Origin of the sequence: Allobosea sp. AAP35, from assembly GCF_001295925.1 — a bacterium.
Taxonomy (GTDB): domain Bacteria; phylum Pseudomonadota; class Alphaproteobacteria; order Rhizobiales; family Beijerinckiaceae; genus Allobosea.
The window spans coordinates 1-18,337 of sequence record NZ_LJHQ01000006.1 but is presented as its reverse complement, the minus strand read 5'-3'; the positions used below and the strand labels follow the sequence as shown (position 1 = coordinate 18,337).

Here is an 18,337-nt window from a genome sequence, read left to right as displayed (position 1 = left end):
AAATGGATAAGCCAAGAATGAAACTCCGCTACTCAGCGCCTGTCTTGGTTATCAGCGTTGCCTTCCTGCTGCCGGGCTGCGGAACACCTCCCGACGCTCAGGCTTCTGGCGCGATTGCATCAATGATTAACAGATCATATGCCAATTTGTTTGTTCCTCCTAAAAGTGACAGAATTTCCAGCTGGCCTTCAGATGTTTGTAGTCAAACCGATACAGCTAAATTTCTTGAATCAAGCATGTCACTCAATGAACTGTATCGTATATGCAGGCTTAGTAGCTCAGTATCTCACGATGGTTCTATTATTTTAACAACAGACCCTGGAGAAGCGCACTGCATTAAGCTAAAAATCATTCTAGAAGATATGATTTCAGTAGCTTATGCAGGTAATACATTCGATAATGAGAATGAAATTGAAGTTAGAATGCGTTCTCTAAATCTCAAGAGATTTAATGTTAATACATCATGCAAAGATGGATCTTTGAGGGTTGTCCTAGAGAAAATCAAAGGCAATCTACATTGGTTTACAATTTTCGGAAGATGATGCGAATCGCCGGGTTGCTGCCTTCAGTCTCGCTCGATCGCATTATGAGCGCGGCGCGAGATGCAGTCAGATTGACAGTCCGCAACGGGTCGGAAGCTGACATGCCGACGGCCATCCCTGACGCGGTCGCGGCAGCCTAATACACCCGCCCACCCTTCGGCACATCCAACCCCGGCCCGATCAGCACGACCTCGCCGTCCGCGTCGGGCACGCCAAGCGTCAGCACCTCCGACATGAACTTGCCGATCTGGCGCGGCGGGAAGTTCACCACGGCCAGCACCTGCCGGCCGGGCAGGTCCTCGCAGGCATAGTGCTTCGTGATCTGCGCCGAGGATTTCTTCAGGCCGATCTCACCGCCGAAATCGATCACCAGCTTGATTGCGGGCTTGCGCGCTTCCGGATAGGGCCCGGCCTCGACGATGGTGCCGACACGGATATCGACCTTGAGGAAATCGCCGAAGCCGATCTGGGCGGCAGGCAATGGCAGATCGTCTGGAGCGCTCAAGGCGGTGACCCTCCTTCATCAACGGTCCCAGGACCCGCCGCCTGATATCGTCAGCGCCGGGTCGGGCCCACAGACATTGGCCGCCGCCTCGCCCTGCCGCAACCGGCAGAGCACGCCGCCGTCAGATCGCGGGTGCGTAATCCTCGCCTTCGCGACGCAGGCTTTCGTCGCTGCGCTCGCGCCGGCGCACGCTGGGGCGACGGCCCGAGCACATCGCCCGCGCCAGCCCCCGCAGCGGTGCGGTCAGGCGATGCACATCCTCGGCGCGCGCCATGATGGCACCGGCCGTCTTCAACTCGCGATCGAGCCGCGCCATGGTGCGCGAAAGATCGGGCTCGTCATCATCGAGCCAGACCTCGGACACGCGCGCCATCAAAAGCACGGCGCCCTGGACCCGCAGATGCCCCAGCGCATCTTCGGTGGGAATGCCGGCAGAGGCGAGAAGGTAGCGCCAGGAATTGACCGCACCGCGGTTAAGCGCCGCCATCGTCAGCGGGTCGCGGCGGATCTCCGGAGCGATCCTGCGCAAGCCCGCTTTGTAGGGCGCCAGCGCATCGAGGCGGCGCATCACGAGATCGAACAGGCGTTCGCGCGCCGGCTCGGCGGCAAGGTCGTCCGAGATGTCCGCCAGCATCGCATCGTCGACGATGCGGGTCAGGCCGCCCAGCATCGCGAGCTTTGACGGAAACAGCCCGCGCAGCTTGGCGAGCGACAGCCCGGCCTCGGTCGCGATGTCGCCGAGCTCGATCTCGTCCCAGCGCCGGCTGGCCGCCAGACGCATCAGGGCCTCGACGGCCTGCTTGCGCGGATCGGTGGGAGGCGTCGCGGCGGCCGCAGCGCCGAAGTCGGAGGAAACGGTTTCGCTGGTCATGGGAGAGCTCCTTCGAGACGCAGACGAATTGAAGATAGGCCGCGATCGCGGCCCCGGAAAGGCCGTTCAGCCCGAAAGCTCCCCGGCGCGACGTTTGGCGGCAGCCACGGTTGCGACCATCAGGGGCGCGAGCCCGCCTTCCGCCATCAGGACCTCCAGCCCGGCCGCCGTCGTGCCGGCGGGCGAGGTCACATTCTGGCGCAGGGTCGCGGGCGACAGCGACGACTGATGCAGCATCTCGCCCGCGCCCTCGATCGTCGCCCGCGCCAGCCGCTCGGCAATGACGTCGGGCAGCCCGGCCGCCTTGCCCGCCGCCGCCAGGCACTCGACCAGATGGAAGACGTAGGCCGGCCCCGAGCCGGAAACGGCGGTGACCGCATCGATCAGGCTTTCGTCGTCGAGCCATTCGACGATGCCGATGCTGGCCAGAAGCGCATCCGCCATCGCCCTCTGGGCGGCTGTTACGCCGGACCCGGCAGCCGCCGCCGTGGCGCCGCGCTGGACGGAGGCCGGCAGGTTGGGCATCGCGCGGATCATCGCGGTCGCATTGGGCAGACGGGCGGAAAGATCGCCCAGCGTCTTGCCGGCGAGGATCGAGATCAGCAGCGTCTGCGGCCTGATCAGGGCCTGCACCGCCGGCGCGGCGGTATCGAGCATCTGCGGCTTGGTCGCCAGCACGAGGACATCGACGTCACCCACCGAGCCGGGACCGGGATTGAGCGCCATGCCTTTGGCGGCGGCAAGCCCGACCATGTCGTCGGAGGGATGAGGATCGATCAGGGTGATGCCGGCCGGATCCATGCCGATCCGAAGCCAGCCCTCCAGCATCGCACCGCCCATCTTGCCGGCACCGAGAAGGACGAGCGATTGCGGCAGGGGGCTGGAGGGGCTCGGGCTGGACATGACGGATTCTCACGGCTCTCGGGGACGGACGTCATTCTCGGGCTCGCCCCGAGAATCTCATGACCAGAAGTCTCCGGTTGGAGAGGGTCGGGTCAAGCCCGACCATGACGTGCTGTGCCTCAGCCCGGGTCAAGCCCGGGCATGGCGACCCGCGAAACTCACGCCTCGCCGACCGTCTCCAGCATCGCGCCCTCGAGGCCTTCCTTGGCGGTCTTGCCGGCCCAGACGACGAACTGGAACGCCTGGAAATAGCGCTCGCAGGCATCGATCGCGGCCTTGATCAGCGCGGCGGCCTGCTCGTCGGTCGGCTCCGCCCCGCCCGACAGCAGCAGCGCATGGCGATACATCACCACGCTTTCCGAGCTCCACAGGTCGAAATGCCCGAGCCACAGCTGCTCGTTGACGAGGCTGACCAGTTGCAGCACCTCGCCGCGCCGCCGGTCGGGCACCTTGAGGTCGAAGGCGCAGGCGATATGGATCGCCTCGACCTCCTCCAGCCAGGTGATGGCGACGTGGTAGTCCGACCAGCCGCCGGAGACGGAAACCGACAATTCGTCGTCGCTGTCGCGGTCGAAGCTCCAATTGTTGAGGGCGGCCAGTCGTTCGATCAAGTCGAGAGGGTTGGAGGGCCGCTCAAGCTCGGCATCCAGGTCGAGATCCATCATGCCCTTGGGTCCAACTGCCGGGGACCGCGTGATGCGGCCCGGCGCGTTCGAGAACGGGAACACGGCGACGGGAAATCTGAAGGACGCAACCCACAGTCGCAATGCCCACCGAACCGGGCACCACATATCGCCGATGGCCCCCTAAGAGGCTGGACCGACGAATCAATTTCTCCACCGACGTTAGCGCAGGGCGTGTGACACTCCCAACACGATGTGACGCTCGGCGGATTCGGGGGCAGGCTCAATCCCTGCCGGGGCCTGTCCACAGCACATGGCTGTGGATGCGCGATTGGGAGGGATGCTGTCGGAGCCGCTCGCCTCAGGCGTTCGGTTCGGCAGACTTGGTCTGGCCGGCTTCGAGCCTGGCAAGGCGCTCGCCGAGCTTGTCGTTTTCCTCGCGGGCGAGAAGCGCCATCTCGCGGACGGCCTCGAACTCCTCGCGCGTGACCACGTCGAGATCGCGCAGCAGGCGCTCGATCTGGGTCTTCACGACGGTCTCGACCTCGCGGCGCACGCCCTGGGCGGCGCCTGCGGCATCGGTGGCGAGACGGGCGATGTCGTCGAGGATGCGGCTGCTGGTCGTGACCATGGGATTCTCCGATCGCGGGCGTCGAAACCCGTATGAGCCGATATATGGGCGAGGATGCGCCTTGCCGCAATCGCGGCGCGCGGCCGCGCCCGATCGGCCGTCGAAAGGGGCCATCGCCGAGAGCTTGGCACGCGATCTGGACCTGGCGCGCGCCAGAGCCTAGAAAGACGGCGCAGGGACTATCCAGAGCACTCCAACCCGTACGCGCAAAGACAAGCGGGAGGCGTCATGATCGATCGTTTGAGCGGCCTCGTCCTGGGGCCGGCCTTGGCGCTGGCGCTCGCCGGTTGCCAGGAAACCACCTCCGCCGCGCGACCCCGCGTCGATGCGCCGGGCGTGCCCGTTTCCGTGCAGAGCATTTCGGGTGCCCCCGATGCAGTGACGACCCGCTTTGCCGGGTTGCTGGGCGAAGCCGCCGCCGAGCGGCGCATGGAGATCGTCCCCGGCGACAAGCCGGCCCGCTTCCGGGTTCGCGGCTATCTCACCGCCCAGCCGACCGAGGACGGCCAGACCTCGCTTGCCTTCGTCTGGGACGTCTATGACGAGACCAAGAAGCGGGCCCAGCGCGTCCAGGGCGAAAGCCTCGGCCGCCGTGGCGGCACCTCCGATCCGTGGTCGGGCATCGACCAGACCATCGTCGCCAAGGCGGCCGCCGAATCGATGGATGCGATCGCGAGCTTCCTGGTGACGACGCCGGCCGTTGAAGCGGTTCTGCCGGCCGACAAGAGCAAGGCGGCAAACGCGCCCGCCGCGAGCGCATCGGCAGTCGGTGGCAAGCCCAACGCCATCGCGCGAACCGCCGCAGCGCCGGCCGGCAAGAAGCTTTAGAGCGGAGCCCGGCGGCCCCGACCGGGGCCGTTGCTCACCTCGCCCCCTTATTGCTCGGGAGCATCGCCATCCGCCGTGGCGAACTGGCAACCATTCCACACGGCTTTCGCAGTGCAGCGGTCGACTCGCTGTCACACCGCTGTTAAGAGCCGTGCGAACCGAGCCGGCTTCGTGCAGGCCCGCCCCCGCCCAGATTCAACGGTGCGTTACGGCATGCCTTCTTCGTTTAAAGTCGTCGCCGGCAATTCCAACCGGCCGCTCGCGGAAGCGATCTGCGCCCATCTCGGCATTCCGCTCGCCAAGGCGTCCGTGCGGCGCTTCGCCGACATGGAGGTCTTCGTCGAGATCCAGGAGAATGTGCGCGGCCAGGATGTCTTCATCATCCAGTCGACCTCGTTCCCGACGAACGATCACCTGATGGAACTGCTGATCATCACCGATGCGCTGCGCCGCTCCTCCGCGCGCCGCATCACGGCGGTGATCCCCTATTTCGGCTATGCGCGGCAGGATCGGCGCGCCTCGGGCCGTACGCCAATCTCGGCCAAGCTCGTCGCCAACCTGATCACCCATGCCGGCGTCGACCGCGTCCTGACGCTCGACCTGCATGCCGGCCAGATCCAGGGCTTCTTCGATATCCCCACCGATAATTTGTTCGGCGCCCCGCTGATGTCGCGCGACATCAAGGAGCGGCTCGACTGGAAGAACGCCATGGTCGTCTCGCCGGACGTCGGCGGCGTGGTGCGCGCCCGGGCACTGGCCAAGCGGATCGACGCCTCGCTCGCCATCGTCGACAAGCGCCGCGACCGGCCCGGCGAATCCGAGGTGATGAACATCATCGGCTCGGTCGAGGGGCGCTCCTGCATCCTGCTCGACGATATCGTCGATTCCGGCGGCACCCTGGTCAACGCCGCCGAGGCGCTGCTCGCCCAGGGCGCGCTCGAGGTCTACGCCTACATCACCCATGGCGTGCTCTCGGGCGGCGCCGTGGCGCGCATCGCCAATTCCAAGCTCAAGGAACTGGTGATCACCGATTCGATCATGCCGACGGAAGCCGTGAAGGTCGCGCGCAACATCCGCGTGATCTCGATCGCGCAACTGATGGGCGAGGCGATCGAGCGCACCGCGCAGGAAACCAGCGTCTCCAGCCTGTTCGACTGACGAAGTGTCGGCGTTTCTCACAGCCCTCATCCTGAGGAGCCGCGAAGCGGCGTCTCGAAGGATGCTTCAGCGCGCTCTGGACCATCCTGCGACACGCGGCCTGAAGGCCGCTTGTCAGGATGAGGGCTGAGGAGAACGCGAATGACCGCCTCACGCGCCCTCGTGCTGTTCTCCGGCGGCCAGGATTCGACCGTTGCGCTCGCCTGGGCGCTCGAACGCTTCGATGAAGTCGAGACAGTCGGCTTCGACTATGGCCAGCGCCATCGCGTCGAACTGAACTGCCGGACAGTGATCCGCGACCGGCTGCCGACGCTCTCGCCGATCTACGCGCGGCGCCTCGGTCCCGACCATCTCGTCGATCTCGCCGCGCTGGGCGCGATCTCCGAGACCGCGCTCACCCGCGACACCGAGATTGCCTTCGCCGAAACCGGCCTGCCGACCACCTTCGTGCCCGGTCGCAACCTGATCTTCCTGACCTTTGCCGCCGCGCTCGCCTATCGCCGCAATGCCAGGCACATCGTGCTGGGTGTGTGCGAGACCGATTACTCGGGCTATCCCGACTGCCGCGATGACACCATCAAGGCAATGCAGGTCGCGCTGGGCCTGGGCCTCGATCGCCGCCTCGTGCTGCACACTCCCTTGATGTGGCGCGACAAGGCGCAGACCTTCGCGCTCGCCAGGGCGTTGGGTGGCGAGCCCCTGCTCGATCTCGTCATCGCGGACAGCCATAGCTGCTATCTCGGAGACCGTTCGACGCGCCACGACTGGGGCTATGGCTGCGGCCATTGCCCGGCTTGCGATCTGCGCGCCAAAGGCTACACCGCCTATCTGATCTCTCCCGACGACAGCGGACCGTCCCATGACACTTGACCGGCAGCGCCGGGTCGAAGGGCTCCTGGCCCTTGCCCTGTTCACCCTGACGATTCCCGTTGCCAACTGGCTGATCGGCAATGCCGGCACGCTCTGCGTTCCCGGCGGACCCTGCCTCGTGCCGGTCTGGCCCGGCATCAAGGCCCCCAGCGGCGTGCTGATGATCGGTCTCGCGCTGGTGCTGCGCGACATCGTCCAGCGTCGCCTTGGCGCGCCGGCGGCGCTGGGCGCGATAGCGGTCGGTGCCGCAATCTCGGGCTTCCTGGCACCGCCAGCCATCGTCGTCGCCTCGGTCGCGGCTTTCCTTGTATCGGAACTTGCCGATTTCGCGGTCTATACACCCCTTCAGAAGCGCCGCTTCGTCACGGCCGTAATCGCATCGAGCCTGGTCGGCCTCGTGGTCGACAGCATCGTCTTCCTGCAGCTCGCCTTCGGCAGCCTGGATTTCCTCAGCGGGCAGATCATCGGCAAGGCCTGGATGGTGCTGCTGGCGTTGCCGCTGATGCATCTGCTGCGCCGTCGCGACGAGCGCCTCGGGCTGGCGGCAGCCTGAGACCACCAGCGCGACAGCCCCCGCTGACGGGCAGGGCCGCATTCGGACAGTCGTTGCCGACAATTTGATGGATCGCCGAAACCGCGCTTTCACGCAGCCCTGACATAGCTTGCCGCATGGTCAGACCGGGTTTCCAAATGCGTGTGATGCGTGCGGCCAAGCGCTTGCAACACCTACAGAACGAAACGCTAGAGGCGATCGCACAGGGCGAGGCGCTGCATGCGATCATGAATCGTCTCTGCCTGCGTGTCGAAGCGATCGCGCCGGGCGTGACATGCTCCGTGGTGACCGTCGATGCGCAGCACTGTCTGCAACCACTGGCCGGACCAAGCCTGCCTGCAGATTGCGCGGCAGCGATCAGCGGTGTGCCCATCGGCCCGGCGGTCGGATCATGCGGCACAGCGATTTTTCGCGGGGCACCCGTCGGCGTATCCGATATCGCGACGGACCCGCTTTGGAACGGTGTGGCGCAGGGATGTCTCGCGCATGGTCTGCGTGCCTGCTGGTCGAGCCCGATCAATGCGCGCGATGGTCGCGTGATCGGCAGTTTCGCCTTCTATTACGACCAGCCACGCGGGCCCAACGATCTCGAACGCCAAATCGTCGCCACCTGCGTCCATCTCTGCGCGATCGCGATCGAACATGAGGAGGTGCAGTCCAGGAACCTCAGGCTCGCCTATTACGACACGCTGACGGGGCTGCCGAACCGCGTCAGCTTCAACGACGCCATCATGCGGGCAACGTCGGCTCCCCCGCTGGATTACGGGCTGATGCTGATCGATATCGATCACCTCAAGACCGTCAACGACACCATGGGACATGCCGCAGGCGATGCGCTGATCGCGGCGGTCGGGACGAGGATCCAGTCCGTGATCGGCGAGGCAACCGCCTTCCGGATCGGGGGCGACGAGTTCGCGGTGCTTCTCCCCCAGAGCACCCGGGCCGTCCAGATGCGAATGGTCGCCGCCGCCATCATTGCGGCGATGCCCGCCGTGCTCGATCACGAAGGTCACGGCATCATCCCCAGCGTCACGATTGGCGCTGCGCTGGGCGGCGAGGACGGACATGACAGCGTCACGCTCAGGCAAAACGCCGATTTCGCCTTGTATCACGCCAAGGAAACCAAGCGTGGCGGCTATGTTCGCTTCAAGCAAGGCCTGCGCACCTCGATGACCCGGCGCCTGCAGACAAGGCGCGACGTCGATCTGGCTTTAACGGACGGGCGCCTTGTTCCCTATTATCAGCCGGTCGTCCGGATCGACACCAACGAGATCGTCGGCATCGAGGCGCTCGCCCGCATGCGACTGCCGGACGGCAGGATCGTCTCGGCCAGTGAATTTCAGGAGGCAATGCTCGATCCCAAGGTCGCCCACCGGATCACGGGGCAGATGCTCGGCGCCGTCGCCACCGACATGGCGGCATGGCAACGCGCCGGCATCCATTTCCAGCATGTCGGCCTCAACGTCACCTCCGCCGATTTCGAAAAGGGCGATCTCGTCCAGCGCATCGTCAAGGCGATGGACCGGGCCGGCGTCGCGCCCAAGCACCTCGTCATCGAAATCACAGAGCGGGTTTTCATGGGCGGCCGCAAGGACGGGGTCGCACGGACCATCGAGGCGCTGCGCGAACGCGGCATCCGCGTGGCACTCGACGATTTCGGCACCGGCTTCGCCTCGCTGACCCATCTCCTGGATTTTCCGGTCAATATCATCAAGATCGACCGCTCTTTCATCGCCGCGGCACAAAGCAGCGCCAAGAGCAGCGTCATCGTCGAGGCGATGGTCGTCATCGCCAATCGGCTGGGCATGAAGATCATTGCCGAGGGTATCGAGACCCCGGAGCAGGCGCAGTGGCTTCAGGTGATGGGCTGCCGGCTGGGTCAGGGCTATCTCTATGCTCAGGCGATGCCGGCGGGAATTGTCAGCGGATTGATCCAGCGTTTCGGCCAGAAAGCCGACAGCGAGACACAGGCGCAGCCTGGTCCGGTCGCAACCGCAGCCTGAGGGCCGGCTGGCTGCGGGCTTGAGATCGGGCGGCTTTTCGCCTATGGCACTGCCAGCGCTCGACTGACACCCTTGGAGGCACGCGCGCTGAACCACACAGAGGCCGCCAGCAGGCGGCCTTGTCATTTGAAGCAAGGACTAAAACCATGACCGCCGTGAAGCAAATCGAGGCTTCGGCGCGCGCACAGGTCGGCAAGGGGGCCGCCCGTGCAGTTCGTCGTCAAGGCCTGACACCCGCCGTGATCTATGGGGGCGGCGCCGCTCCCGAAGCGATCGCGCTCGACGCCAACAAGACCCGCCTGATGATCTATGGCGGCCACTTCCTGACCACGCTGTTCGAAATCAGCGTCGACGGCAAGAAGCAGCGGGTCATCCCGCGCGACTACCAGCTCGATCCGGTCAAGGATTTCCCGATCCATGTCGACTTCCTGCGCGTCGCCGCGGGCCAGACCGTGACGGTCGAAATTCCGATCCACGTCATCGATCAGGACGCCAGCCCCGGCGTCAAGAACGGCGGCGCGGTGCAGATCGTCGAGCATTCGCTCGAAATCACCGTCGAGCCCGAGAACATCCCGGAAGCCTTCGAGGTCTCGGTTGCGGGCCTGGAGATCGGCGATTCGCTCGAGGCCAGCGTGATCAAGCTGCCCAAGGGCGCCAAGCTCGCGATCGGATCGGACGCCACCATCGTCACCATCGTCCCGCCGATGGCCGAGGAGGTCGATGAGACCGCCGAGGGCACCGAGGCCGCCCCGGCCGCCTAGGCCAAGCCCAAGGCTTGATCGACAAAATTGCTGGATTAATACAACGCAGACGGCCGGGATTTCCCGGCCGTTTTGCTATGAGGCGGTTGAACCGACATGCTGATCTTCGCAGGGCTGGGCAATCCGGGCTCCCGCTATGCCGGAAACCGACACAATATCGGCTTCATGGCACTCGACGAGATCGCGCGCGTCCATCGCGCTTCGCCGTGGCGTTCGCGCTTCCAGGCCCAGGCCAGCGAGGCGACGATCGGGGCTGAGAAAGTCGTCCTGCTCAAGCCGCAGACCTACATGAACGAGTCGGGCCGCTCGATCGGCGAGGCGGCCCGCTTCTTCAAGGTCGAGCCCGCCGATGTCATCGTCTTCCATGACGAACTCGACCTTGCTCCCGCAAAACTGCGCATCAAACTCGGCGGCGGCAACGCCGGCCATAACGGCCTGCGCTCGACCACGGCCGCGATCGGCAACGACTATCGCCGCGTGCGGATGGGCATCGGCCATCCCGGCCTGAAGGAACTCGTCCATGCCTATGTGCTGAACGATTTCGGCAAGGCCGAGCAGAACTGGGTCGAGGATCTCTGTACCGCCTGCGCCGACAATGCAGCCTTGCTCGCCGCCCATGACGATGCCGGCTTCCAGAACAAGGTCCATCTGTTCATGGATGCGCGTGGGCATGGCGCCGTGAAGCGGCTGGGTGAGAAGACCCAGGACTGAGCCCGCTCAGTAGGGCAGTTGTGTTCCGGGCCTGGCAATGGTGACGCGGCTCGCCGTCAAGCTGCCATCGGCCTGCTTGGTCGCCGTCATCGCAACCTGTGCGCCCGCGACGAGTTCGGAGGCGTGAGCCGGCGCCGCCACGATGATGTTGGCATCCGGCGTGATCGCCACCTTCTGCTCGCCGCCGGGATAGGTCAGCATGATGTTGGCGCCATCGACACGCGAGACCGTCTCGGCGACCGTGGCGTTCGTCATCGTCGAATCCGGCAGCACGCCCCAGGGGCGGTGCCCCTCGCCCGCGCCGCGCATTGACTCGGGGAAGATGAAGACCTGCACCGCCAGCAGCGATCCATCCGGCTGGGGCCGAGCGCCGACGCCGATAAAGCTGCCCTTCTTGATGTCGGCCGTCGTCGCCTTGACGATACCGCCGACCGCAAATCCTGGTGTGAGCGCAACGTTTGCCGAGCCGCCTTCGAGCGTCTTGACCATCAGCGTGTTGCCCTCAGTCTTTTCGATCTCACCGCGGATTCGTGTCGTCGGTGACTGGGCGGAGGCGGTCGCGGTAAGGCCGAGGATGACCAGAGCGGTGGCGAAAGCACGCATGAGACGTCGTCCATCATACAAAGAGGTCGCCGGCGATTCCTGCGCCTCGAACAATTGGGCGACCACGCACGTTCGCGTGACCATCGACGCCCAGCACAATTGACACGAAAACACGGAAACACGATATCTGCGCCAGAGGTGCTGCTGTGAAGAATGTCACGATCACAATGCCTGAGCAGACACTGACGAAGGTTCGCATCGCAGCTGCGAGCTCGGGAAAAAGCGTGTCGAGATATCTGACCGAACTCGCCGAGGAGCGTGTCGGCCGTCCCGGCGACAAGCGCGCGGCATTGGCGGCGTTCTTGTCTGGCCCCCTGCTCGACCTGACGGATGCTGATGGCAACGCTCCGACCCGCGATCAGATTTATGACCCATAGGGTCTTCGTCGATAGCAACGTGCTGATTTACGCGCGACCTGAAGGCCGACGGCAAGCGGATCGCAGCCTTGGCGTGGCTGGAAGCCTTGGCGGACAACCAGAGTCTGACGGTGAACTTGCAGGTTCTCAACGAACTCGCGCGGTGGATGCTCAAGAATGACGCTCATCGCCCGCTCAGCGCGATCCGGCACGAAGTCGATTCGATGATGGCCTATGGCGACGCTGCCATCACCGGCCAGGATACTGCACTGGCTTGGGATGTCCGTGGCGCGCTTGGCTACCAGTGGTTCGACTGTCTGCTCATAGCCGCCGCGAGCAATGCGGGCTGTCGCTATTTTCTCAGTGAGGATATGAGCGACCGGGCGAATTTCCGCGGGCTCACCATCATCAACCCGTTCCGCTGCACGCCAGCAGATCTTGTCTTGAAGAACTGAAAGACCACCATGGGTTTCAAATGCGGTATCGTCGGCCTGCCGAATGTCGGCAAGTCGACCCTGTTCAACGCGCTGACGCAGACGGCGGCCGCCCAGGCGGCCAATTACCCGTTCTGCACGATCGAGCCCAATGTCGGCGACGTCGCGGTGCCTGATCCGCGGCTGGAGAAGCTCGCCGCGATCGCGGGCTCGAAGGAGATCATCCCGACGCGGCTGACCTTCGTCGATATCGCCGGGCTGGTGCGCGGCGCCTCCAAGGGCGAAGGGCTGGGCAACCAGTTCCTCGCCAATATCCGCGAATGCGACGCCATCGCCCATGTCGTGCGCTGCTTCGAGGATGGCGACATTACCCATGTCGAGGGCAAGGTCGCGCCGATTAACGACATCGAGATCATCGAGACGGAGTTGATGCTGGCCGACCTCGAAAGCCTCGAGAAGCGCGTGCAGCCGCTGGAGAAGAAGGCCAAGACCGGCGACAAGGACGCCAAGGAACTCGCCGATCTGATGAACCGCTGCCTCGTGCTGCTGCGCGAGGGCAAGCCGGCCCGGCTCGTCCAGGTCGCGGCCGACGAGCGCAAGACCTTCGAGACGCTCGGCCTGCTCTCCTCCAAGCCGGTGCTCTATGTCTGCAATGTCGAGGAGGCAGCCGCCGACAAGGGCAATTCCTTTTCCGAGGCCGTGAAGGCCCGCGCGGCGGAAGAGAACGCGGTCGCGGTCGTCGTCTCGGCCAAGATCGAGAGCGAGATCGCGGTGCTGCCCGCCGCCGACCAGAAGGATTATCTCGAGGCCGTCGGGCTGGAGGAGCCGGGTCTGAACCGCGTCATCCGCGCGGGCTACACCCTGCTCGACCTCGTCACCTATTTCACCGTCGGCCCCAAGGAGGCCCGCGCCTGGACGATCGAGAAGGGCACCAAGGGCCCAGCCGCTGCCGGCGTGATCCACAGCGATTTCGAAAAGGGCTATATCCGCGCCGAAACCATCGCCTTTGACGACTACATCACCAACAAGGGCGAAAGCGGCGCGCGCGAGGCCGGCAAATTCCGGCTCGAAGGCAAGGAATACGTCGTCGCCGATGGCGACGTGCTGCATTTCCGCTTCGCGAACTGACGGCCCGGACGGCGATGCTGTATTTCGAGGACTTCATCGTCGGCGAAACCGTTTCGACCGGCAGCATCGCGGTTTCGCAAGGTGACATCATCGCCTTCGCCTCGCGCTTCGATGCGCAGGACTTCCATGTCGATCCCGAGAAGGCGGCAGAGAGCTTTGTCGGCACGCTGATCGGTTCGGGCTGGCATAGCTGTTCGCTGCTGATGCGGCTGATGGCGGAGAGCTTCCTGCTCAACTCCTCGGGCATGGGCGCGCCCGGCATCGAGGAGGTCAAATGGCAGCGCCCGGTTCAGCCCGGCGACATGCTGCATGGCCGCCGCACGGCCATCGAGGCCAAGCCCTCCCGCTCGCGCCCAGAAATGGGGCTGGTGCGCTTCAGGCTCGAACTCCTCAACCAGCGCGACGAGCTGGTGCTGGAGCAGACGAACTGGATCATGTTCGGCCGGCGCGGCATAGCGGCCCTGCAGCCGGCCGGCGACTGGCTCAGCCATCCAGCCCGCTACGTGCCGCCGGCCTCCCCCTCCCCGATCGAGCCGCCAGCGGCCCCGACGGAGGCCGCCCGCTTCTTCGAGGACATCGCCATCGGCGACCGCTTCGAGCTCGGCAGCACCGTCTTCACGGCTGACGAGATCATCGCCTTCGCGCGCGCCTTCGATCCGCAGCCCTTCCACATGGACGAGGCGGCCGCCGCGGCCTCGTCCTTCGGTCGGCTCGCAGCCTCTGGCTGGCATACGGCTTCCGTCTGGATGGCGACCATGGTCACTCATCGTCGGCGCGAGCTTGCCGCCTTCGGGCCAGGCCATGCGCCGCGCCTCGGGCCCTCGCCGGGATTCAAGAACCTGCGCTGGACGCGTCCGGTCTTCGCCGGAGACCGCATCACCTATCATTCCGAGGTCACCGACAAGCGCGCCAGCGCCTCGCGCCCGCAATGGGGCCTGTTCTTCCACCGCAACACCGGCGTCAACCAAAACGGCGAACAGGTCTTCAGCTTCGATGGCTGCGTCTTCGTCGAACGGCGGCCGGTTGGCAATCGGCCTTAAGTCGGCTGGCCTCAGCCGACCTTGCCGTAACCTGCGAACTTCGCACCGACCCGCGCCATCTCTTCGGCATCCAGGATGACGGGCTCCAGCCCCGAGGCGAGGATGTCGAGATATTGCCCGGCAAGATTCTCGACTTCGGCGACGATCTGGTGCGCGCCCGCCAGCGATCCGCCGAGCGCGATGACGCCGTGATTGGCCAGCAGCACCGCCTTGCGCCCTTCGAGCCCCCGCACCGCATTCTCCGCCAGTTCCGGCGTGCCAAAGGTGGCGTAGTCGGCGCAGCGGATATCCGCCCCGCCGCACAGCGCGATCATGTAGTGGAACGCCGGAATGCCGCGCCGCGTCGAGGACAACGCGGTCGCGCGCGGCGAATGGGTGTGGACGATCGCCTGCGCTTCGGTTCGCGCCCGGTAGATCGCCGCGTGGAAAGGCCATTCCGAGGAGGGCTTGCGGGTGCCCGACAGCACCACACCCTCGAGCGAAAGCGCGATCAGGTCGTCCGGCGTCGTCTGCGCATAGGGCAAGCCAGACGGCGTGATCAGGAAACCGCTTTCCGTCCGTGCCGAGACATTGCCGGATTTGGAGGGGCAGAAGCCGGCCTTGTCGATCGCCTGGGCCACCGCGACGATCTCGGCACGCAGCAAAGCCTCGGTCATGCCGCCACCGCGCGTGCGAGGTCGGGGAACAACCGTGCCAGCCCCTCGCGCGACGCAGCAGCGACGCCGCGCTCCGTGATCAGCCCGGTGACAAAGCGTGCCGGCGTGACGTCGAAGGCCGGGTTGGCCGCACCGCTGCCGGGAGCCACGACGCGGAAGGTCGCTACCTCGCCATCCTCCCCCAGCCCGCTGAGATGGGTAACCTCGCGGGCCGAGCGCTCCTCGATCGGGATCTCGCGCAAGCCGTCCGACAGGCTCCAGTCGATGGTCGGCGAGGGCAGCGCGACATAGAAGGGCACGCCGTTGTCATGGGCGGCGAGCGCCTTGAGATAGGTCCCGATCTTGTTGGCGACATCGCCGGTCGCGGTCGTCCGGTCGGTCCCGACGATCACCATATCCACCTGGCCGCGCTGCATCAGATGGCCGCCGGCATTGTCGGTGATCACGGTGTGCGGCACGCCATGGGCGCCCAGTTCATAGGCGCTCAGGGCCGCGCCCTGGTTGCGCGGGCGCGTCTCGTCGACAAAGACATGCACGGGGATGCCCGCATCATGGGCGAGATAGATCGGCGCCAGCGCCGTGCCCCAGTCGACGGTCGCCAGCCAGCCGGCATTGCAATGCGTCAGGATGTTGATGGTTTGGCCAGCCGGCCGCCGCGCGGCGACCTCCCGGATCAGCCCCAATCCATGCTCGCCGATGGCCCGGCACAGCGCGACATCCTCATCGCAGAGCGCGGCCGCTTCGGCATAAGCCGCAAGCGCCCGATCCTGCGGCGCCAGCGGCACCAGGCGGTCACGCATCCGCGCCAGGGCCCAGTGCAGGTTGACCGCGGTCGGCCGGGTCGCGCCGAGCAGCGACAGCGCGGCCTCCAGCGCTTCGTCTGAGGCCTCCACCCGCATTGCCAGCGCCATCCCATAGGCGGCGGTCGCCCCTATCAGTGGCGCGCCGCGCACGATCATGGAGCGGATCGCCTCGGCCGCCGCCTCGGCAGACGACAACGTCACCGTCTCGAAGCGGAACGGTAGCCTTGTCTGGTCGATGACGGTCACGCGCCAGCCATCGGGCGCGAGCCAAATCGTGCGGTAGGCCTGACCATGGATTTTCATAGCAAGCTGCCTTCAGTGCCCGCCGAACGCGACCAGTGTGCGCACCGGCACGCCGAGCCGACGGATTCGATCGGCGCCGCCGAGATCGGGCAGATCGACGATGAAGCAGGCCGCAACCACTTCGGCACCCAGTTGCGACAGCAGATTGACGGCGCCCTCCGCCGTGCCTCCGGTGGCGATCAGATCGTCCACAAGCAGCACGCGTTCACCTCGCGACACCGCATCCTTATGGACCTCGATCTCGTCCGTGCCGTATTCGAGCTCATAGGTCACGCTGACCGTCTCATGCGGCAGCTTGCCCTTCTTGCGCACCGGTACGAAACCGGCCGAAAGCTGATGCGCCACCGCGCCGCCCAAGATGAAGCCGCGCGCCTCGATTCCGGCAATCTTGTCGATCTTCAGACCGGCAAAGGGCTGCACCAACTCGTCCACTGCCCGGCGGAACGCGCGCGCATCGCCCAGAAGCGTGGTGATGTCGCGAAAGACGATACCGGGCTTGGGATAGTCCGGGATCGCGCGGATGCTGTCGGCGAGGTTCATGATCGTCACAAGGCTTTCAGGACCCGCCCCGCCACCGCATCGAGCTTGGCCAGCAGGGCGGGATCGCGCGCATCGGGCGCGGTGATGAGGGCGTTGTCGAGCGCGTTGTGGGAACCGGCAGGACAGGGCATGCGCTGTGCGGGGAAATCATTCGCGAGGCGGGCGACCAGGCGCTTGGCCTTGTCGGCGTTCTCATGCAGCACCTTGACCACGGAGGCGACATCGACCGGCCCATGCTCCTCGTGCCAGCAATCGTAGTCGGTGACCATCGCGACAGTGGCGTAGGTGATCTCGGCCTCGCGGGCGAGCTTGGCCTCGGGCATCGCCGTCATGCCGATCAGGTCGTAGCCGAGGGTCTTGTAGGTCATCGATTCGGCATAGGTCGAGAATTGCGGCCCCTCCATCGTCACCAACGTGCCGCCGCGCACGAAGGGCAGGACCTCCGCGGTCGCGGCTTCGGCGATGCGCCTTTGCAGGGCCGGTCCAACGGGATGCGCGAGCGAGACATGCGCAACGCAGCCCCGGCCGAAGAAAGAGCTTTGCCGGCCGCTGGTGCGATCGACGAACTGATCGACCAGCACGAAGAGCCCGGGATAGAGCTCGGCTTTGTAGGAACCGCAGGCCGACAGCGACACGAGATCGGTGACCCCCGCGCGCTTCATCACGTCGATATTGGCGCGGTAGTTGATCTCGGAGGGCGGGATCGCGTGGCCGCGACCATGCCGAGGCAGGAAAACGATCTTCGTCTGCCCGATGCGGCCGATTCGCAGAACGTCGGACGGCTCGCCCCAGGGGCTCGCAATCGCCTCCTCGCGCAGATCCGTCAGCCCGGGCAGGTCATAGATGCCTGACCCACCGATAATTCCCAGAACGGCAGCGGTCATGGATGATTCTCCAGCCAGAGGCGTGAGGCAACCAGCCTTGTATGACGGTCTTGCCACGTCGTGCCAGAGGCAGGCGCAATCGCGGACGAAAAACGAAAAAGCCCCGTCTCCGGGGCTCTCTCCTGAAGCAGTCTGGGATCAGTGGTGCGCCGGCGTGCCGTCGGGCATGCGCGACCAGACCTTCTTCTTGGTGTAGTAAAGCAGCCCGCCGAAGATCAGCAGGAACAGCATCACCTGCAGGCCCGTGCGCTTGCGGGCCTCGAGATGCGGCTCGGCGGCCCACATCAGAAAGGCCGTCACGTCCTTGGCGTATTGCGCCGCCGTCTCGGGCACTTGCGCCTGGCCGTCGGGCCCCTTGGGGAACTCGACCTGACCATCGTTGAGCACGTTCGGCATCGCGATGAGATGGCCGGGCATATAGGTGTTGTAGTACTGACCCGGCAGCAGGGTGACGCCCTCGGGCGGCGGATCCTTGTATCCCGTCAGCAGCGCGGCGATATAATCCGGACCCTGCTCCTGGTACTGGGTGAAGATATCGAAGATGAAGCGCGGGAAACCGCGCTCATAGGTCCGCGCCTTGGCCAGAACCGACAGATCGGGCGGGTAGGCCCCGCCATTGGCAGCCCGCGCC

Annotated in this window: 23 protein-coding genes; 12 read left to right on the top strand and 11 right to left on the bottom strand. The window is 65.3% G+C overall.

What is annotated here, in order from left to right:
- Positions 1 to 17 precede the first annotated feature (17 nt).
- Complete coding sequence (locus IP69_RS21695; RefSeq protein WP_156323272.1) at positions 18 to 542, top strand: hypothetical protein; 525 nt, start codon at positions 18 to 20, stop codon at positions 540 to 542.
- 136 nt (positions 543 to 678) lie between these two features.
- Here IP69_RS21695 and IP69_RS03875 read toward each other — a convergent pair whose 3' ends face one another.
- The 5 genes from IP69_RS03875 to IP69_RS03855 form a co-directional block, all read right to left on the bottom strand.
- Positions 679 to 1,047, bottom strand: coding sequence for a tRNA-binding protein (locus IP69_RS03875; protein WP_248306697.1), 369 nt, complete (start codon positions 1,045 to 1,047; stop codon positions 679 to 681).
- A 121-nt stretch (positions 1,048 to 1,168) separates the two neighbouring features.
- Positions 1,169 to 1,918 carry a hypothetical protein gene (locus IP69_RS03870; RefSeq protein ID WP_054141511.1) on the bottom strand — a complete coding sequence of 250 codons (750 nt, stop codon included), beginning with the start codon at positions 1,916 to 1,918 and terminating at the stop codon, positions 1,169 to 1,171.
- Positions 1,919 to 1,984: 66 nt separating this feature from the next.
- The gene (gene proC / locus IP69_RS03865) at positions 1,985 to 2,821 is read right to left on the bottom strand and encodes a pyrroline-5-carboxylate reductase (protein WP_054141510.1); all 837 of its coding nucleotides are present in this window, start codon (positions 2,819 to 2,821) and stop codon (positions 1,985 to 1,987) included.
- A gap of 158 nt (positions 2,822 to 2,979) precedes the next feature.
- A complete protein-coding gene (locus IP69_RS03860; RefSeq protein ID WP_054141509.1) occupies positions 2,980 to 3,486 on the bottom strand; it encodes a YbjN domain-containing protein in 507 nt (168 codons plus the stop codon).
- Positions 3,487 to 3,805: 319 nt separating this feature from the next.
- Positions 3,806 to 4,075, bottom strand: a complete 270-nt coding sequence (locus IP69_RS03855; protein WP_054141508.1) for an accessory factor UbiK family protein — start codon at positions 4,073 to 4,075, stop codon at positions 3,806 to 3,808.
- A gap of 228 nt (positions 4,076 to 4,303) precedes the next feature.
- On the opposite strand from IP69_RS03855, the gene IP69_RS03850 reads away from it, so the two are divergent.
- The 7 genes from IP69_RS03850 (at position 4,304) to pth (ending at position 10,959) form a co-directional block, all read left to right on the top strand.
- Complete coding sequence (locus IP69_RS03850; protein ID WP_054141507.1) at positions 4,304 to 4,903, top strand: hypothetical protein; 600 nt, start codon at positions 4,304 to 4,306, stop codon at positions 4,901 to 4,903.
- A 213-nt stretch (positions 4,904 to 5,116) separates the two neighbouring features.
- Positions 5,117 to 6,061: a ribose-phosphate pyrophosphokinase gene (locus tag IP69_RS03845; RefSeq protein ID WP_054141506.1), complete on the top strand. Its 945-nt coding sequence runs from the start codon at positions 5,117 to 5,119 to the stop codon at positions 6,059 to 6,061.
- Positions 6,062 to 6,202: 141 nt separating this feature from the next.
- Positions 6,203 to 6,931: a 7-cyano-7-deazaguanine synthase QueC gene (gene queC / locus IP69_RS03840; protein WP_054141505.1), complete on the top strand. Its 729-nt coding sequence runs from the start codon at positions 6,203 to 6,205 to the stop codon at positions 6,929 to 6,931.
- The gene (locus IP69_RS03835; protein WP_054141504.1) at positions 6,921 to 7,484 is read left to right on the top strand and encodes a VUT family protein; all 564 of its coding nucleotides are present in this window, start codon (positions 6,921 to 6,923) and stop codon (positions 7,482 to 7,484) included. Before queC ends, IP69_RS03835 begins: the two co-directional genes overlap by 11 nt.
- 164 nt (positions 7,485 to 7,648) lie before the next feature.
- Positions 7,649 to 9,487, top strand: coding sequence for an EAL domain-containing protein (locus IP69_RS03830; protein ID WP_197279660.1), 1,839 nt, complete (start codon positions 7,649 to 7,651; stop codon positions 9,485 to 9,487).
- Positions 9,488 to 9,633: 146 nt separating this feature from the next.
- Entirely contained in the window at positions 9,634 to 10,248 is a 615-nt protein-coding gene (locus IP69_RS03825; RefSeq protein ID WP_054141502.1) for a 50S ribosomal protein L25/general stress protein Ctc, read from the top strand.
- A gap of 96 nt (positions 10,249 to 10,344) precedes the next feature.
- A complete protein-coding gene (gene pth, locus IP69_RS03820) occupies positions 10,345 to 10,959 on the top strand; it encodes an aminoacyl-tRNA hydrolase (RefSeq protein WP_054141501.1) in 615 nt (204 codons plus the stop codon).
- Between the two features lie 6 nt (positions 10,960 to 10,965).
- Here pth and IP69_RS03815 read toward each other — a convergent pair whose 3' ends face one another.
- Entirely contained in the window at positions 10,966 to 11,562 is a 597-nt protein-coding gene (locus IP69_RS03815; protein ID WP_054141500.1) for a DUF5666 domain-containing protein, read from the bottom strand.
- 146 nt (positions 11,563 to 11,708) lie between these two features.
- Here IP69_RS03815 and IP69_RS03810 point away from each other — a divergent pair, with 146 nt between their 5' ends.
- The 4 genes from IP69_RS03810 to IP69_RS03795 all read left to right on the top strand — a co-directional run bounded on the left by IP69_RS03810 (position 11,709) and on the right by IP69_RS03795 (position 14,520).
- The gene (locus IP69_RS03810; protein WP_054141499.1) at positions 11,709 to 11,939 is read left to right on the top strand and encodes a hypothetical protein; all 231 of its coding nucleotides are present in this window, start codon (positions 11,709 to 11,711) and stop codon (positions 11,937 to 11,939) included.
- Between the two features lie 68 nt (positions 11,940 to 12,007).
- A complete protein-coding gene (locus IP69_RS03805; protein ID WP_054141498.1) occupies positions 12,008 to 12,373 on the top strand; it encodes a hypothetical protein in 366 nt (121 codons plus the stop codon).
- Between the two features lie 9 nt (positions 12,374 to 12,382).
- Positions 12,383 to 13,480, top strand: a complete 1,098-nt coding sequence (ychF, locus tag IP69_RS03800; protein WP_054141497.1) for a redox-regulated ATPase YchF — start codon at positions 12,383 to 12,385, stop codon at positions 13,478 to 13,480.
- 14 nt (positions 13,481 to 13,494) lie between these two features.
- On the top strand, positions 13,495 to 14,520 hold the full coding sequence (locus IP69_RS03795; RefSeq protein ID WP_054141496.1) for a MaoC family dehydratase: 1,026 nt from the start codon (positions 13,495 to 13,497) through the stop codon (positions 14,518 to 14,520).
- An 11-nt stretch (positions 14,521 to 14,531) separates the two neighbouring features.
- Here the strand turns inward: IP69_RS03795 and IP69_RS03790 are convergent, their stop codons facing one another.
- From IP69_RS03790 to IP69_RS03770, 5 genes are all read right to left on the bottom strand, one after another.
- Complete coding sequence (locus IP69_RS03790) at positions 14,532 to 15,176, bottom strand: class II aldolase/adducin family protein (protein ID WP_054141495.1); 645 nt, start codon at positions 15,174 to 15,176, stop codon at positions 14,532 to 14,534.
- A complete protein-coding gene (gene mtnA / locus IP69_RS03785) occupies positions 15,173 to 16,282 on the bottom strand; it encodes an S-methyl-5-thioribose-1-phosphate isomerase (protein WP_054141494.1) in 1,110 nt (369 codons plus the stop codon). Before mtnA ends, IP69_RS03790 begins: the two co-directional genes overlap by 4 nt.
- Positions 16,283 to 16,294: 12 nt before the next feature.
- Positions 16,295 to 16,822, bottom strand: coding sequence for an adenine phosphoribosyltransferase (locus IP69_RS03780; RefSeq protein ID WP_054141561.1), 528 nt, complete (start codon positions 16,820 to 16,822; stop codon positions 16,295 to 16,297).
- 5 nt (positions 16,823 to 16,827) lie between these two features.
- Positions 16,828 to 17,706 (bottom strand): S-methyl-5'-thioadenosine phosphorylase, encoded by an 879-nt coding sequence (locus IP69_RS03775; RefSeq protein ID WP_054141493.1) that lies wholly within the window; start codon positions 17,704 to 17,706, stop codon positions 16,828 to 16,830.
- A 138-nt stretch (positions 17,707 to 17,844) separates the two neighbouring features.
- Positions 17,845 to 18,337: cytochrome c1 (locus IP69_RS03770; RefSeq protein ID WP_248306696.1), on the bottom strand; the 493-nt coding region annotated here is incomplete at its 5' end.